The following is a 15,656-nucleotide window of genomic DNA, read 5'->3' as shown; positions in this document are numbered from 1 at the left end:
TCCTCCCCCTCTCACCCCTCACCCCTCACCCCTCACCCCTCACCATTAGTTTCCCGGGATGAGTTACTCGGTCAAAGAGATCTACTTCACGCTGCAGGGCGAAGGCCGCCATGCGGGCCGGCCGGCGGTCTTCTGCCGGTTCACGGGGTGCAATCTCTGGACGGGGCGTGAAGCCGATCGGGCGACCGCGACCTGCCAGTTCTGCGACACTGATTTCGTGGGGACCAATGGCCCGGGTGGCGGGAAGTTCGCCACCGCGGAGGCGTTGGCGGCTGCGGTCGCCGCCGCATGGCCCGCCGGCGATGACCGCGGGCACCCATACGTGGTGTGCACCGGGGGCGAACCGACGCTGCAGCTGGACCGGCCGCTCGTGGAGGCGCTGCACGCCGCGGGCTTCGAGGTGGCGATCGAAACCAACGGCACCAACGCGGTGGTCGAGGGGGTGGACTGGATCTGCGTGTCGCCGAAGGCGGGGACCACGCTGGTGCAGACGCACGGCGATGAATTGAAGCTCGTCTTCCCGCAGCCCGACGCGATGCCCGAACGCTTCGCGAGCCTCGACTTCCGGCATCACCTGCTGCAGCCGATGGATGGCCCCGCGCAGGCGGCCAACACGCGGGCCGCCCTTGCCTACTGCCTGGCCCATCCGCGCTGGGGCCTCTCCCTCCAGACCCACAAGTTCCTCGCCATTCCGTGAGCACGTCCATGCAAGGCTACAGCGACCGGATCAATCACGCCCTCGCCTTCGCGGCGAAGCACCACGCGCCGCGGGCACCCTCCGATGGTGGCATGCCCTTCGTGGCCCATCCGGCCAACGTGGCGATCATCCTGGCCCGACATGGTGCGGATGAGACCACCCTGGTCGCGGGGATCCTGCACCACGTGCTGGAGGTGTGCGAGGCCGAGTCGCGCGAGGAACTGGCGCGCAAGATCGGCGAGAAGTTCGGGTCGGTGGTGCTCGGCGTGGCGCGCGATGCAGTCGAACCATCGCTCGACGGGCGGGGCGACCGGCTCGTCTGGACGCAACGGAAGCGCCTGCTGCTCGCCGCCCTCGCGACGATGGAGCCACGCGCGCTCGACATCTGCTGCGCCGACGAGATCCATCAGTGTGGCACCGCGATCGCGCTGGTGGAGCGCCTCGGCGTGGAGTACCTCCCGCCGCAGGGCTTCGCCCCGGCGGCCTTGATGCTCACCTGGTACGGCGACCTCGACGACGCCCTCACGCGCCGCGACGACTGGCCGGGCCGAGCCCTCCGGCAGGAGCTTGGCGCCCTCCGACAGCGCCTCGCCGCCGCCGCCGCCGGCGACCGCTAGCACACGGGTATCTTTCGGGCATGCCGGCTGACGTCCCAGAACTCCAGCTCTCCCGTGTCACCGCCGCCCTCGGCGAGCGTTTCCGCCTGGACACCGTGGTGGCCGCCTCGACGGAGCGGCTGCTCTTTCGCGCCCACGATCGGCGGCTGAACCGCACGGTCTCGCTGCGCGTCAATCTCGACACGAGTGACGCGCTGCGGCGGTGGTTCCTGCGCGAGGCGGAGGCGCTGGCTCGGCTTGACCACCCGGCGATCCGCCATGTCTACGAGGCCGGCGTCATCGGGGACATCGCCTACCGCGTCGGCAACTGGATCGACGGCGAATCGCTCGCCGACGCGATCCAGCGCGGCCCACGGCCGATCCCGACCGTTCACGGGCTGGCCCGCGACATCCTCGGGGCCCTCGAGCACGCCCATGCGCACGGCATCATCGTGCGCCGCATCGTCCCGGCGTCGTTGCTGCTCACCACGACCGGTCGCGGCACCGTCACCGACCTGCGCTATTGCAATCTCACCCTCCCCGAGATTCCCGCGGCGGAGCAGTTGACCGGGGCGCCCTTTCTGGCGCCGGAAGTGCGCGACGGCAAGACGGGCGATCCGACCAGCGACGTGTACACGGCCGGTGCGGTGCTGTACTTCGCCGTGACCGCGACGACGCCGCCCCTCGATGCGCAGCAACTCGTGCCGCCGCGACAGATCCGGGGCGTCATTCCGGCGGCACTCGAGCGGGTGATCCTTCGCGCCCTCGACCCGCGACCGGACGAGCGCTATCTCACGGCGGCGGAGATGCTCGAGGACTTCGCCTCCGAAGCGGGCGAGTACGAGTCGGTCGACGTGGCCCTGCCGACGCTCTCCGTCGAGTTGGCGGATGGTCCGCACTGGGAAGCGCGGATGCGCCGCGCACTGGGCGACGACTACGAGCTCCTCGGCCAGCTCGGCCAGGGCGGCTTCGGTCGGGTGTACCGCGTGCGCGACCTGCACCTCGAGCGCCAGGTCGCGCTCAAGGTCCTGCACCCGCATCTGACGCAGGACCTTGCCACCGTCGAACGCTTCCGTCGCGAAGCCCAGCTCGCCGCTCGACTGAATCACGTCAACATCGTGAACATCTACGACATCGCCGGGCGCTCCGGCCTGCTCTGGTACACGATGGAGATCGTCGATGGGCCGAACGTGGCCCAGCTGGTCGAACGCGATGGCCCCTTGCCGCTCGACCGCGTGCTCCGCCTGCTGCGGGAGGCGCTTTCCGCACTGGGACACGCCCATGCCCTCGGCCTGGTCCACCGCGACATCAAGCCGGAGAACATGCTGCTGGAACGGGACGGCTCGCTGCGGATCACCGACTTCGGCCTGGCGCTCGCCCTGCGCGGCCAGGGACGCTTCGGCGGGGCGACCTCGCAGAGTGGCACGCCACAGTTCGCCTCGCCCGAGCAGTTGCTGGGTGAACGCGTCGACCAGCGCACCGACCTCTACTCCCTCGCGGCGGTCGCGACGTACGCGCTGCTGGGCCGCACGCCCTTCCCCGGCACCACCGTCGAACAGATCCTGGCCAAGCAGACGTCCGACATCGTGCCCGATCTGGGGCACGAGCGGCCCGACATCCCGGAGGGCGTCGCGGACGTGCTCAGTCGCGCCATGCGCAATGACGTCGAGGCACGCTATGCGTCGGCCGGGGAGTTCCGGAGTGCGCTGGAGGAAGCGGTGTTGAAGGGTGCGCGGCGACGGGGGAGCGACTTGGCGCGCCTCGCGGCGCGCATCCTCGGGACCTGACCGGCAGGCAGGGCACCCACCGGCAGTTCACTACTTGTGGCGGTAGACCACCCGGCCACGGGTCAGGTCATACGGGGAGAGGACCACGGAGACGCGGTCGCCCTCGAGCACGCGGATCTTGAACTTCGACATCTTCCCGGCCGCGTAGGCGAGGATGGTGTGGCCGTTCTCGAGCAGTACCCGATAGTTGCGGTCTGGCAGGACTTCCTGCACCACGCCCTCCATTTCAATCCCTTCTTCCTTCGCCATCCAATCTCCGGTCCCGTGGGATACCAACAGTGGGCCGATTCGGGCCCAACGGCCAAAAATGGCGTCCCGACGGGGTGGGCGCAATGGCCGCGACGCCTGAACGCTCAGCCGCCCCGGGGCAACATCGCCCGAAGGACGGCCATTTCCTCCTCCACCATGGCCACCAGCTCCGCCAGGACCGCCTTGTCGAAGGTCAGCTCGACACCGGCGGCCCGATACAGCTCCGGCAGCGGCCGGGTTGCCCCCAACGCGAGAAAGCGCCGATAGGCGGCAACGGCCTCGACGGGGTCGCGGCGCGCGTTCCGCCAAACCTGGAGTGCCCCGATCTGCGCCATCCCGTATTCGATGTAGTAGAACGGGTAGAGGAAGATGTGGAGCTGGCGGTACCAGCGGGCGATGCGCTCGGGCTCCAGCCCGCTCCAATCGGTGCCCGGCTCGAAGCGCTCGCGCAGCCGCAGCCACGCCTGATCTCGGGCGACCCCATCCGCGCCATCGGGCGAGGTGTAGATCCACGACTGGAATGCATCGACCGACGCAATGTGGGCCAGCGAAATCAGGATGTCTTCGAGGTGCTCCAAACGTGCCGACACGGCGTCGGGGCCATCGTAATAGCCCGTCGGTTGCCCCAGGTGCGGTGCCGCGAGGAGTTCCATCGACATCGAGGCGAGCTCGGCCGACTCCGCCCCGGGATGCCGCTGCCAGATGAACGGCAGCGCATGCGACGCGAACGCGTGGAAGCAGTGCCCCGCTTCGTGCAACAAGGTGGTGACGTCTTCGGGCACGCCAGCGGCGTTCATGAAGACGAAGGGCCGGCCCCGTGCATGCAGCGTGTCGCAGTAGCCACCCGGCGCCTTGCCGGTGCGCGACTCGAGATCGAGCAGCCCCTCGGTCATCATCGTTCGGAACTGTCCGCCCAGCACCGGATCGACGGCCGCAAAGATCCGCGCCGCCCCCTCCTGCAGCTCCGCGATGGTCTGGTAGGGCACCGGCGGCGCGGCGCGCCACGGATCGACGGCGAGGTCCCAGGGGCGGATCGCGTCGAGGCCGAGGCGCTCGCGCCGCGCCGCGAGCGCGCGCAACAGCGCCGGCCCAACCGTCTCGGCAATCGCCTCGTGCAGCCGTTCGCAATCGGCCGGCGTGTAATCGAAGCGGCACTTGGCGGCGAAGACGTAGTCGCGATAGTCGGCGAAGCCTGCGTTGGTGGCCATCGTCGTCCGCAGCGCCACCATCCGATCGAAGAGCGTCGCGAGCTCGTCCCGCGCAGCGACATACGGTGCGGTGGATGCGCGCCACGCGGCCTCGCGCACCGACCGATCGGCGCTCTTGAGGAACGGCGAGAGACGCGGCAACGGCACCTGCGCGCCATCCCACGGTGCCATCATCGTGCCGGTGATCTGCTGGTACTTCGCGGCGAGTCCCTCGGCCTCCGCGACCAGCGGGACGTTGGCCTCGCGGAAGATCTCGATCGCGGTGCGGAAGCGTCGCAGCGTGGTCACGAAATCGGGCCGATCGGTCCCGACCGCCACCAACTTCTTCGCGAGGGCGACCTCGGCCTCCTCGAGTTGCGGGAGGATCTCGGTCGAGAAGCGAAGATGCGCGGCTTCCTTCGTGGTGTCGGCCGTGTCGCAGGTGTACGCGATCATCGCCAGGGAGGCGGCCTCGGTCACCAACTCGTCGAGGCGAGACCAGCGGGCAAGCCAGGGCTCGAGCGTCGTCGCGTCGATGGGTGCCGCGGCGAGCTCGGCGTACCGCGCCGCCAGATCGGCCCAGGTGGCGTCCGCGAACCCGGCGGCCGTATCGGGGAGGGGGGTCCAAGTCATTCAGGGATGATAATCGCGGGGGCGCGGGCCGGCCGCCCTACGCCGCCGCCGGGACCGGGGGTCGGACGAATCGCCAGGAAAGGAGGGCCACGCCGAGCATCGTGACCCCCCCGACGATGAAGGGAGCGTTCACGCCAATCCGCTGGAAGGCCGAGGTCCCGGCGATCGGGGCGATGATCCGCGCGATGCCGGCGAAGGTCTGCGCCACCCCCATCGTGGTCCCCAGTTCCTCCGGTTCCGTCGCATGCGACAACAGCGACGTGGACGCGGGAAAGAGCAGCGCCGTCCCGATCGGGACCAACGGGATGATCATCGCGAGGACCCAGATCGACGGCGCCACCGTGTAGAGCATGAGGCCGATCGCCAGGATGAACGCCCCGAGCCGCATGGCACGCGTCTCCCCGATGCGGTCGACGACCGGCCCGAGCAGCAGCGAGCGGAGCACCAGCGAGAGGAGGCCGTTGTAGACGAAGAAGTAGCCGATGTTCTCTTCGGTCACGCCGAAGCGGGCATCGAGCCAGAGCGCCAGCACCGAGGTGAGGAGCGAGAAGGCGAGCATGCCGGTGCCGTAAATCCAGATCAGCCGCGCCGCCTTGCCGGCGGGATGGCGAATCACCATCCACGCCGCGTGCCAGATGGGCTTGCGCGGCTTCGGCGCGGCCCGGTCCTCGGGGCGGCGCGATTCCGGCAGCCACTTCCACGCGGCCAGCACGTTGAGGAAGCAGAGCCCCGCGGCGATGAACCCCGGCATCTCCCGGCCGAAGTGGGACGCGAACGAACCGATCGCCGGTCCGATCATCACGCCGGCCGCCGTCGCGGCCGAGAGCCAGCCGAGAGCGCGCGCCCGATCGGCCGGCGCCACCGTATCCGAGACGTAGGCCTGGGCCACGCCCGTGGTCCCGCCGCCGGCGCCCTGCACGATGCGCGAGAGGAAGAGCAGCCAGAGGGCATTGGCGAGGCCGAAGACGAGGAACGCGACGGCCGACGCGGACAGGCCGATCAGCAGCGCCGGACGGCGGCCGTACTTGTCGGAGACGCGCCCCCACACCGGCGAGGCAATCAGTTGCGCGATCGAGAACGAGGCGATCATCCAGCCGACCATCTCCGGCGTCGCCTTGAGGTGGAGGGCGTAAAACGGGAGCAACGGGAGGATCATCGCGAAGCCGAGCATGTCCACCAGATTGACCGCAATCAACACCCAGAGCTGCCGAAGCTGTTCCTGCTTGGTGTGGCCGTCGGCGGCATGACTCACGGTCGGCGTCCCGGGCGCGGTGCACCGGCATCGAGCAGGTTCATGAAGAGGCGCCAGGCCCCGGGAACCGCCGCGGGCAGTTCACGGAAGAAGGCGATCCCGGTGTAGATCACCGTCCCGCGGCCGCGACGCCCGACGAGGAGACTCCCCTCGCGCGCGACATCGCCGCTGTCGTGCATCTCGAGGAGCGGCGTCCACGTCCGGTCCCAGTTGCGGGCAAAGTAGAGCCCGCGCTCCTGGATCCAGCCGTCGAAGTCCTTCGGGCCGATGCGGTTCGGCGTCCGCAAGAGCGGCGAGCTCGGGGCCAGCAGCTTCACGGGCGCGTCCTCATCGGTGACCCGATCATGCGGCGAGGCGATCGTGAAGGGGAGCGGCGCAAAGCCGCCACGGATGAAGGGATACTGCTGGTATTGCACGACCAGTGTGCCGCCGCGTTCCAACCAGGTCATCAGCCGTCCGTGGGCGCGCTGCAGCGAGGCATCGACTTCGTAGGCCCGGGCGCCGATGACGATGACGGAGAACGAGTCGAGCGGCGCGCGCTCGAGGGCATCGCCCGTCAGGAGGCGCACCGGAACGCCGGTGTTCAGCAGTGCCTCGGGGACGCGATCGGCCGCGCCACGCACGTAGCCGATCTTCCGGGCACGCGGCAGGGCGACGGGGGCGAGGACCACGATGCTCATCGCGCGGGTGACGATATTTCTCGGCGGCACATGCGGATAGCGGATGCGGTACACGCCGAGCGAGAGCGTGTCGGGGCCGACCGCGACATTCGCGCCGATTTCGTAATCGCCGGGTGGTGCGTGGGCCGGCACGCCAACCACGAAGTCGGCGGCCGCCCGCTCCCCTTCCCGACGCAGCACAACGCGCTGCGGCTTCGGCGCGGTCCACCCCGGCGGCACCACCAACGTCACCTCGGCCAGTGACGAATCCTTGGCGAGGTGCTCGAGCGAGACGCGGAAGGTGCGGGCCCGCACCCCGACCGGCCACAGCAACTTGTCGGGCGAGAGATCGACGGCGATCCGCGGCACCACCTGAATCGGTCGGCGCACTTCCCCGAGGCCCTGATCCAGCGAGCGTGCCTGCACCTCGCGCACGGTGCTGACGGTTTCGCCACTCGCGGTCGTGATCGTGAAACGCGCACGCACCGGCGGCGGCTCGAACGGCTCGCCCAGCACGGTGGCGTCCTTGCCCCAGCGATACATCGCGACTTCGAGCCCGTTGCGCAGGAAGTACGGCGTGCTGGGTGGCGCGTTGTCCCAGACGGTCACGTGATACGTGCACCGCTTGAGCTCGCCGGGTGCCACGACGCCAAGCGCCCCGACGCACCCCTCGTTGCGCATGGTCCAGCCGTCCTGGCGCAGCGGGCTCATGTCGGCACGCACCGGGCGGCTTCCGCCATTCCACACCGAGACGGTCACCGTCAGTTCCTGGCCACGGACCACTTCGTCATCATCGGTCGTGGCGTCGAGGATCACCCCGGCGTCGGCCAGTGCGACCACCGCGCGATGCGGGTCGTCGGGAAGCGGGGCCGTCGCCGGGATTCCGGCGAAGAGCGAGTCGTCCTTCGCGACGATCCCCGGTGCGGTGGCCTCGAGAATCACCCGCACGCGCGACGGTCCGAGATCTTCCAGTTGACCCATGTCCTGCGAGCGGTGTTTCGAGCGGCTCCGCGCCGCGATCTGATGCATCGACTGCCCTTCGGCCGCGTCGATCACTCCGCCATCCAGCACCTCGGCCGGTGCCGTGGCATCCATCCGGCCGCTGCGATAGAACTTCGCCGGCGCCCATGGCACCAGTCCTTCCTCGCGCTGCAGTTCCGGATAGCGTGCCGGATCGCCCGCGGCATCGAAGGCTTCGCGCGCCACGATGCCGGCCACCTGGTGATGACCATGTCCATCGCGCGGTGTTCCCGACCAGACCCCGATCACGACCTGCGGCTTGAAGCGACGAATGATCCGCACCGCATCCTTGATCAGCGAATCGTGAGGCCAGAAACGGAACGTCTCCTCGGCACTCTTCGAGAAGCCGAAGTCGTAGGCGCGCGTGAAGAACTGGCGACCGCCATCGAGCGTGCGGGCCGCGAGCAGTTCCTCGGTCCGCAGCACGCCGAGGGCGCGCCCGAGTTCGCTCCCGATCAGGTTCTGGCCGCCTTCGCCCCGCGTCAGCGAGAGGTAGGCGGTTTCGATCCCTCGATCGCGGGTGAGAATGGTGAGGAGTTCGGTGTCCTCATCGTCGGGGTGCGCCCCGATCATCAGGACCCGACGCCAGGTGCCGGCGAGCCGCGCCTCCTGCGCCCGCTGGATTGCGCCCCCGGTTCCGGCACCGGCATCCTGGCCCGCCGCCGAGGCGACCGTGGAGAGCACCATGCCGAACAGCAGGGCGATTGCGGGGAAGCGTCGGCCGCTCATGATGCGTCGTCTTTCCGCGACGGGGACTGCGCGGGCTCGCGACCCACGGCAAAGGCAAGGATGAAGGCGATCAGCGAGGCGAGGAGCAGCGTCTGGCCGGCACCGCGGCCGGTCCCGTTCAGCAGGAAGAGCATGCCGATCGAGACGGTGATGGTGCCGATGCCGCGGAGGATTTCGTCGAGGTTGCGCCACTTGATCTGCCGGCCCCAATCGACGGCGGCGAGCAGCCCGACGACGCCGATCGCCAGGATGGCATACCAGATCCAGATCCAGTAGCGCTTGCCGATCATCGAGGGCCCGGAGGGAGGGACGGAGCGCGGAAGAGGTGCCAAACTCTAGCGGTTGAGCACCTTACGGCCAAGGGGGGTCAGCCGCGACTCGCCCTGCAGGCCGGACAGGGGCAACGGGCCAGCAGGAAGCCGTAGGTGTAGATCCCTGTGCTGTGGCCGTCACTCCAGCGGATTCGCAGGCCGTAGCCACCCACCGGCTCGAGGGCCTCCGCCGTGACGTCGAGCGGCACGGTGGCGGGGTCCAGCAGGGGGCGCCCGGTCATCTCCTCGACGCAGCCGGCACAGGGACAGGCCAGCCGAACCGCCCGTGTCTCGAAGGCGCCCAGGTGGCCCTGATCGTCCCACTGGACCTCGAGAATCGGGCCCCGACGGCGGATGGCACGAGGGAGCACGGCGCCCCCGCGGGTGATTCGGTTATTTTCAGGGCTCATATGGGAATTCTACCCGGGAAGCCGACGAATATGAGCCATCCTGATCCGTTCCAGAGCCGCACGACCCTGACCGTCGGCGGGAAGACGGCCGTGGTCCACTCCCTCCCCGCCTTCGCCAAGCAGGCCGGGATCAACCTGGATCGCCTCCCCTTCTCGATCCGTGTGCTGCTCGAGAACGCCTTGCGACACGTGGGCCGCGGCTTCGTGACGGAGGACCATGTGCGCGCCCTCGGCGGCTGGACGCCCGCCGCCGCCGGCAAGGGCGAGATCCCCTTCATGCCCGCCCGCGTGGTGCTGCAGGACTTCACCGGCGTGCCGTGTGTGGTCGATCTCGCCGCGATGCGCGATGCCATGGCCCGGATGGGTGGTGACCCGGCACGGATCAACCCCGTCGTCCCCTGCGACCTCGTGATCGACCACTCGGTGCAGGTGGACTACTACGGCAGCGCCGAGGCGTTCAAGCTGAACGTGGCGCTCGAATTCGAGCGGAACACCGAGCGGTATCAGCTGCTGAAGTTTGCGCAGCGCGCCTTCGAGAACTTCCGCGTCGTCCCGCCGGGCACCGGCATCGTGCACCAGGTGAACCTCGAGTACCTCTCGCCCTGCATCCAGCTCCGCGACCAGTACGGCGAGCTGACCGCCTACCCCGACACGCTCGTCGGCACCGACTCGCACACCACGATGATCAACGGCCTGGGCGTCATGGGCTGGGGCGTCGGTGGCATCGAGGCGGAAGCGGTGATGCTCGGCCAGCCGTACTTCATGGTGATGCCGGAAGTGATCGGCATGAAGCTCACCGGCACGTTGCCGCCGGGCTGCACCGCCACCGACCTGGTCCTCACCGCGACGCAGCGCCTCCGCGCACGCGGCGTGGTCGACAAGTTCGTCGAATTCTTCGGACCGGGCCTCTCGGCCTTGCCGCTCGCCGATCGCGCGACGCTGGCCAACATGGCGCCGGAGTACGGTGCGACGATGGGCTTCTTCCCGATCGACGCCGAAACCGTCCGCTACCTCGAGCGCACCGGTCGCGACCCGGAGACGGTGGCGCTCGTCGAGGCCTACTGTCGTGCGCAGGGGATGTGGCACACCGCCGACGCCGGCGACCCGGACTTCTCCGACGTGCTCGAGCTCGACCTGGGCAGCGTCGTGCCGAGTGTCGCGGGACCGAAGCGGCCACAGGACCTGGTCGCGCTGACCGACCTCCGCCGGAACTTCGCGACGTCGCTCCCTGGCCTGATGATGCCGACGGTGCCGGCCGCGCGGCGGGCGCAGGCCGAGGCGGCGCTGCAGGAATGGAGCAACGAGGGCGGCGCGACAGCGACGGTGACCGCCGAGTCGACCAGCTACGACTGCGAACTCGACGGCGCGCAGTTCGACCTGCACGATGGCGCCGTGGTGATCGCCGCGATCACCTCGTGTACCAACACCTCCAATCCGTCGGTCATGGTCGGCGCGGGGCTGCTCGCCAAGAAGGCCGTGGCGAAGGGCTTGCAGCGTCGCCCGTGGGTCAAGTCGTCGATGGCACCCGGCTCGCGCGTGGTGACCGACTACCTCGACCGCGCCGGCCTGTCGACCTACCTCGACCAACTCGGCTTCCAGACCGTCGGTTACGGCTGCACCACCTGCATCGGCAACAGTGGCCCGCTGCCGGAGCCGATCAGCAAGGCAATCGAGGAACACTCGCTGGTCGCCGCCTCGGTACTCTCCGGCAACCGCAATTTCGAGGCACGCGTGCATCCGCTGGTGCGCGCCAATTATCTGATGTCGCCGATGCTGGTGGTGGCGTTCGCGCTGCTCGGCCGCGTCAACGCCGATCTCGACCGGGAACCGCTCGGCATCGCCGACGACGGAACGCCGGTCTTCCTGCGCGACATCTGGCCGACCCCACAGGAGATCAGCGAGACGCTTGCCACCGCCCTCGGCCCGGATCTCTTCCGCCAGCAGTACGGCGCGGTCTTCGCCGGCGACGCGCAGTGGCAGGCGCTCGACGTCCCGGGCGGCTCGCGCTTCGCCTGGGCCCCGGGCTCCACCTACGTGCAGGAGCCGCCGTTCTTCCAGGGGCTCGCCCCCGAGGCGCACGAGCTCACCGACATCACCGGCGCGCGCGTCCTCGCGGTGCTCGGCGACTCGGTCACCACCGACCACATCTCGCCCGCCGGTGCCATCCCGAAGAACGGGCCCGCCGCGAAGTACCTGCGCGAGCATGGCATCGAGCAGCCCGACTGGAACACCTTCGGCGCACGGCGCGGCAGCCACGATGTCATGATGCGCGGCACCTTCGGCAACGTGCGGATCAAGAATCGGCTCGTGCCCGAGAAGGAAGGCAACTGGACGCGCTTTCTGCCGACCGATGAAGTGATGAGCATCTACGACGCGGCGATGGAGTATGCCAAGGTCGGCACGCCGCTCGTGCTGCTGGTCGGCAAGGAATACGGCACCGGCTCGTCGCGCGACTGGGCCGCGAAGGGTACCACGCTGCTCGGCGTGAAGGCGGTCATCGCCGAGAGCTACGAGCGGATCCACCGCTCGAACCTCGTCGGCATGGGCGTGCTGCCCCTCGGCTTCGAGCCGGGGCAGAGTGCGACGTCGCTCGGCCTCACCGGCACCGAGGTGATCAGCATCACCGGGGTCGGCGCGCTGACGCCCGGTGGGCGCGTCACCGTGACCGCGACCGAGGTCGCGACCGGCACGGTCACCACCTTCCAGGCGGTGGTCCGGTTGAACTCGCCGGTGGAGCTGGAGTATCTGCAGCATGGCGGCATCCTGCCGCGCGTGTTGCGGATGTTCGCGAAGGGTTAGCGTGTCCGCGCGCTGGATCGTCTCCGATATCGACGGCACGCTGCTGGACGAGACGGAGCGATGCCCGCTCCCGGCGGACTTTCTGGTCGAGGTCAGGGCGACGCATCGCGTCGTGCTGGCCTCGAGTCGTACGGTCGAGGAAATCCGCGAGGTCGCGGCGGCGCTCGGCTGGCCCGCCGTACCCTGCATCGCGGAGGATGGGCAGGTCATCGTCGATGGCGCGGGGCGGGTCACGCGACTGGGAATGACGACCGCGGAACTGCTGGAACGACTCGACCGTGCCGCGTTGGGCACCGCGGCTCGGGCCATGATGCAACCGACCCCAAAGCGCCTGGCGAGCATTCTCATTCCAGCCGCTGCGGCGTCACAGTTTGAACTCGGGGTTCCGGAAGCGGGAATTCGGGTTACGATGGGAGGGCGGTGGGCAACGATTACCGATGCAAGGTGGAACAAGGGCCGTGCCGCCATCGCGCTCCTGCGCGAGATGCACGACCCGCCGTGGGCGGCCATCGGCAACGGCGCCAACGATCGTTCGCTGCTCTTGGCGGCGAATCAGCGCTTTGCGATCCGCGAGGCGGACGGCACCCACCACCCGCTGTTGGCGACGATTCCCGGCGTCGTCCTCCTGACCCGCCTCGGCCCGCTGGGCTGGCCCGAGATGGTGTCCCTGCTGCCGACCACCCCGATGCTCCCCGCGGAGCCGGAGGGCCGACATGCTCCATCCTCGCTGGACCATCACCGCCCTCACGATTCCAGGGCGTGAGGAATACCTCCGGCAGCTGATCGAGTCCCTCGACGCGGTCTCGGTGCCGGGCGGCGCACGCATCACGGTGGTGTATAACAAGCCGATTCGCGATGGGCAGGACGCCATCGAGCGCCGAGTCCGCGCGTGGTCACGCCGGCATGAGTGCGAGGTCTACTTCAACAATGGCGACCCGACGATCAGCGGCGGGCGCAACTTCCAGCTGAACATCTGCAAGACGCCACTGCTCTGCTTCGTCGACGACGACGTCACCGTGCACGGCGACCTCTTTCCGGCGCTCGAGCAGGCGATGCGCACCGTGCCGGTCGGCATCATCGGCGCCCGGTCCTACGTCGAGGATAGTGACACCCTCTTCAAGCCCCGCGACCAGACGCCGCACGTGATCGCGCCCGAACTGCGCTACATGAACGTCCAGGGCATGCTCGCTGCCGGCTACACCAACCTCTTCCGCGACGTGGGGGGCTTCAACCACCGCCGGCGCTTCTGGGGCGAGTGGACCGAGCTCAACCTGCGAATGTGGCGCCACGGCTTCCCCACCGGCTACGTCATGGACGGTGGCTACCTGCGCCACTGGGAGAAGGCGCCGGAGTCGCCCACGCGCAACATGGAAGGCCGCGCGCGCCATGTGCTCTGGGGGCTCATCTGTACCGCGATGGAGTACGACGCGGTTGATATCTCGGCAGCGACCGCCTCGTTTTGGCAACTCGTCGAGGAGCGGTACCTGCCCTACTCGTTCGGTGAGACGCTGACCAACGGCGAGCTCCTGCGGGCGACCCTCGAGCTGCTACCGGAGCTCTCGGCCTCGATGCCAGCGATCATGGCGCAGCGGCTGGAATCGGCGTCGCATCCGTTCGACTTCAAGCCCTTCCATCCGATCGATGCCGCGGATGTGCAGCGAGTCCTCCCGTCGGCGAAGAAGAAGATCGTCCCCTACCGCGAGGCAGTGTGGGCGCGACCCTCCGCCACCGGACGGATTGTGGCCGGCCTCTGGCGGAGATTGCGCGGGGGGCGCAACACGCCCCGGGGATAAAACCAACGCGTCGCGCCGAAGGTTTTCGGCGCGACGTGGGGCTTGACGAACGATGATACTGCGGCGGCCGGTGTCCTAGGGCCGCTTTGCGAACACCATGACGGCCTTGGCATACGGCTCGCCATCGACGGTCAGGTCGCGCGTCACGGTGAGCGTCGTGCCATCCGCCGCCTTGGCCAGGCGGTCGACCTGGGTGATCGCCATCCCCTCGATCTCCGAGGTGATGGTCACGACCATCGTCGCTCCATCCCACGTGATGGCGTAAACCGCGTCGCGCGACGAGCCATCGGCCTGCGGCGCCTTGTTGGGCCATGGCTTGCCGTCCAGCCCAACGGTGACCTTGGAGAGGAGCTTGGCGCCACCGGCTTCGTTGATGATCTCACGGTCCCAGACGAGCGTATCGCCGTGCTGCGCAACCGTCCAGGTGATCACCGCCGGAAGGGGCGACCCCTCCGACTCCGAACGCGCCGCATCCATCGACCAGGTGCCGACGAAGCTCGGCTTGGCCACCTGCGCCGGCGCGGGGGCCGCGAACGCGATCAGCGCCACGGCAAGCAGGAGGCGCCGCATCAGACCACCAAATCCTTCAACTTCTCGCCGGTCTCGCCCTCGCGCAGGCGAATCAGCGCGCGGTCGCGCAACTGACGGATCCGCTCGCGGGTCACGCCCATCATCCGGCCGATCTCCTCGAGTGTCCGCGGCTGGCCGTCATCGAGCCCGAAGTAGAGGCGCAGCACCTTGGCGTCGCGCGGCGGCAGCGAGTCAAGCGCGGCCTCGATGTCGGCGCTCTGCGAGCTCGCCATCGTGTGCGCGTCGGTCCCTTCCTGCTCGGCGAGCGCAAAGCGCTCCATCCGCTCGTTGCCATCGCCATCACGGGTCGGGTGGTCGAGGCGCACGGCTTCGGTGTTGAGCGAGGAGAGCGAGCGCACCGCTTCCTCGGTCAGGCCGGTCGCGCGGGCCAGCTCCTCCGTCGTCGGCATCCGACCCAGCTTCTCCTTGAGCAGCGTGGTCGTCTTGCCGAGGCGCGACAGGTCGGCGGTCCGGTTGAGGGGCACGCGCACCGGGCGGCCGTGCCGGGCAATCGCCGCCTGCACCGCCTGACGGATCCACCACACGGCGTAGGAAATGAACTTGACGCCGCGATCCGGATCGAACTTCCGGGCGGCCGTCATCAGGCCGAGGTTGCCCTCGCCGATCAGGTCGACCAGCGGCACACCCCGGTTCTGGAACTTCTTGGCCACCGACACCACGAAGCGGACGTTGTGGCGGGCCAGCCGCTCCTGAGCCAGGACGTCGCCCTTGAAGGCACGCCGAGCCAGCTCCATCTCTTCCTCGCGGTTCAGCAGGGGGACTCGGGAGATCTCGTCGAGGTACAGGTCGAGGCTCTCGCGCCCTTCATCCACCGCCCGGGCAATCTGCGCCGGACGGAGGGACCGCCGCTTCCCGCGGGTACGAATCGTCACGTCGAACTCCTATCAGCTGCCATCCGGTCGGCCAGCCCATATGGTAGAGCGGCCCGGAGAGGCGAAACCAT

Annotated in this window: 14 protein-coding genes; 6 read left to right on the top strand and 8 right to left on the bottom strand. The window is 69.0% G+C overall.

The window, feature by feature from the left end; translation table 11 throughout:
* The first annotated feature begins 58 nt into the window (after window positions 1–58).
* The 3 genes from queE to IPP98_01085 are packed head-to-tail and all read left to right on the top strand — an operon-like array spanning window position 59 to window position 3,080.
* A complete protein-coding gene (gene queE, locus IPP98_01095; GenBank protein ID MBL0177707.1) occupies window positions 59–697 on the top strand; it encodes a 7-carboxy-7-deazaguanine synthase in 639 nt (212 codons plus the stop codon).
* 8 nt (window positions 698–705) lie between these two features.
* Window positions 706–1,314, top strand: a complete 609-nt coding sequence (locus tag IPP98_01090) for an HD domain-containing protein (GenBank protein MBL0177706.1) — start codon at window positions 706–708, stop codon at window positions 1,312–1,314.
* A 20-nt stretch (window positions 1,315–1,334) separates the two neighbouring features.
* Window positions 1,335–3,080 carry a serine/threonine protein kinase gene (locus IPP98_01085; protein MBL0177705.1) on the top strand — a complete coding sequence of 582 codons (1,746 nt, stop codon included), beginning with the start codon at window positions 1,335–1,337 and terminating at the stop codon, window positions 3,078–3,080.
* Between the two features lie 30 nt (window positions 3,081–3,110).
* Here IPP98_01085 and infA read toward each other — a convergent pair whose 3' ends face one another.
* The 6 genes from infA to IPP98_01055 all read right to left on the bottom strand — a co-directional run bounded on the left by infA (window position 3,111) and on the right by IPP98_01055 (window position 9,530).
* Entirely contained in the window at window positions 3,111–3,329 is a 219-nt protein-coding gene (gene infA / locus IPP98_01080; protein MBL0177704.1) for a translation initiation factor IF-1, read from the bottom strand.
* A gap of 104 nt (window positions 3,330–3,433) precedes the next feature.
* Window positions 3,434–5,149, bottom strand: coding sequence for a M3 family oligoendopeptidase (locus IPP98_01075; GenBank protein ID MBL0177703.1), 1,716 nt, complete (start codon window positions 5,147–5,149; stop codon window positions 3,434–3,436).
* Window positions 5,150–5,186: 37 nt separating this feature from the next.
* The gene (locus IPP98_01070) at window positions 5,187–6,401 is read right to left on the bottom strand and encodes an MFS transporter (protein ID MBL0177702.1); all 1,215 of its coding nucleotides are present in this window, start codon (window positions 6,399–6,401) and stop codon (window positions 5,187–5,189) included.
* Window positions 6,398–8,809 (bottom strand): PIG-L family deacetylase, encoded by a 2,412-nt coding sequence (locus IPP98_01065; protein ID MBL0177701.1) that lies wholly within the window; start codon window positions 8,807–8,809, stop codon window positions 6,398–6,400. Before IPP98_01065 ends, IPP98_01070 begins: the two co-directional genes overlap by 4 nt.
* Window positions 8,806–9,099 carry a hypothetical protein gene (locus IPP98_01060; protein MBL0177700.1) on the bottom strand — a complete coding sequence of 98 codons (294 nt, stop codon included), beginning with the start codon at window positions 9,097–9,099 and terminating at the stop codon, window positions 8,806–8,808. Before IPP98_01060 ends, IPP98_01065 begins: the two co-directional genes overlap by 4 nt.
* A gap of 77 nt (window positions 9,100–9,176) precedes the next feature.
* Window positions 9,177–9,530, bottom strand: a complete 354-nt coding sequence (locus IPP98_01055) for a DUF971 domain-containing protein (protein MBL0177699.1) — start codon at window positions 9,528–9,530, stop codon at window positions 9,177–9,179.
* Between the two features lie 30 nt (window positions 9,531–9,560).
* Between IPP98_01055 and acnA the strand changes: the two genes are divergently transcribed.
* From acnA to IPP98_01040, 3 genes are read left to right on the top strand one after another with little or no spacing between them, the layout of a single operon-like run.
* A complete protein-coding gene (acnA, locus tag IPP98_01050; protein ID MBL0177698.1) occupies window positions 9,561–12,329 on the top strand; it encodes an aconitate hydratase AcnA in 2,769 nt (922 codons plus the stop codon).
* A gap of 1 nt (window position 12,330) precedes the next feature.
* Entirely contained in the window at window positions 12,331–13,092 is a 762-nt protein-coding gene (locus IPP98_01045) for an HAD hydrolase family protein (protein MBL0177697.1), read from the top strand.
* Window positions 13,043–14,122, top strand: a complete 1,080-nt coding sequence (locus IPP98_01040; GenBank protein ID MBL0177696.1) for a glycosyltransferase — start codon at window positions 13,043–13,045, stop codon at window positions 14,120–14,122. The genes IPP98_01045 and IPP98_01040 overlap by 50 nt, the downstream gene beginning before the upstream one ends.
* 75 nt (window positions 14,123–14,197) lie before the next feature.
* On the opposite strand, the gene IPP98_01035 is transcribed toward IPP98_01040, so the two are convergent.
* Together IPP98_01035 and IPP98_01030 are read right to left on the bottom strand one after the other, a co-directional pair.
* Complete coding sequence (locus tag IPP98_01035) at window positions 14,198–14,692, bottom strand: hypothetical protein (GenBank protein ID MBL0177695.1); 495 nt, start codon at window positions 14,690–14,692, stop codon at window positions 14,198–14,200.
* Window positions 14,692–15,579: an RNA polymerase sigma factor RpoD/SigA gene (locus IPP98_01030; protein MBL0177694.1), complete on the bottom strand. Its 888-nt coding sequence runs from the start codon at window positions 15,577–15,579 to the stop codon at window positions 14,692–14,694. Before IPP98_01030 ends, IPP98_01035 begins: the two co-directional genes overlap by 1 nt.
* Window positions 15,580–15,656: the final 77 nt, after the last annotated feature.

The sequence above is a fragment of the Gemmatimonadota bacterium genome, assembly GCA_016720805.1.
Lineage (GTDB): Bacteria > Gemmatimonadota > Gemmatimonadetes > Gemmatimonadales > GWC2-71-9 > Palsa-1233.
The sequence above is the reverse complement of the archived record's forward strand: the minus strand, read 5'-3'. Positions and strand labels throughout refer to the sequence as shown.

Excerpts from the sequence above, each read along its gene's own strand:
- IPP98_01085 (MBL0177705.1), top strand. The coding sequence starts at position 1,335 with ATGCCGGCTGACGTCCCAGAACTCCAGCTCTCCCGTGTCACCGCCGCC.
- IPP98_01060 (MBL0177700.1), bottom strand. The coding sequence starts at position 9,099 with ATGATCGGCAAGCGCTACTGGATCTGGATCTGGTATGCCATCCTGGCG.
- IPP98_01075 (MBL0177703.1), bottom strand. The coding sequence starts at position 5,149 with ATGACTTGGACCCCCCTCCCCGATACGGCCGCCGGGTTCGCGGACGCC.
- infA (MBL0177704.1), bottom strand. The coding sequence starts at position 3,329 with ATGGCGAAGGAAGAAGGGATTGAAATGGAGGGCGTGGTGCAGGAAGTC.
- IPP98_01040 (MBL0177696.1), top strand. The coding sequence starts at position 13,043 with ATGCTCCATCCTCGCTGGACCATCACCGCCCTCACGATTCCAGGGCGT.
- IPP98_01055 (MBL0177699.1), bottom strand. The coding sequence starts at position 9,530 with ATGAGCCCTGAAAATAACCGAATCACCCGCGGGGGCGCCGTGCTCCCT.
- acnA (MBL0177698.1), top strand. The coding sequence starts at position 9,561 with ATGAGCCATCCTGATCCGTTCCAGAGCCGCACGACCCTGACCGTCGGC.
- IPP98_01090 (MBL0177706.1), top strand. The coding sequence starts at position 706 with ATGCAAGGCTACAGCGACCGGATCAATCACGCCCTCGCCTTCGCGGCG.
- IPP98_01065 (MBL0177701.1), bottom strand. The coding sequence starts at position 8,809 with ATGAGCGGCCGACGCTTCCCCGCAATCGCCCTGCTGTTCGGCATGGTG.
- queE (MBL0177707.1), top strand. The coding sequence starts at position 59 with ATGAGTTACTCGGTCAAAGAGATCTACTTCACGCTGCAGGGCGAAGGC.
- IPP98_01035 (MBL0177695.1), bottom strand. The coding sequence starts at position 14,692 with ATGCGGCGCCTCCTGCTTGCCGTGGCGCTGATCGCGTTCGCGGCCCCC.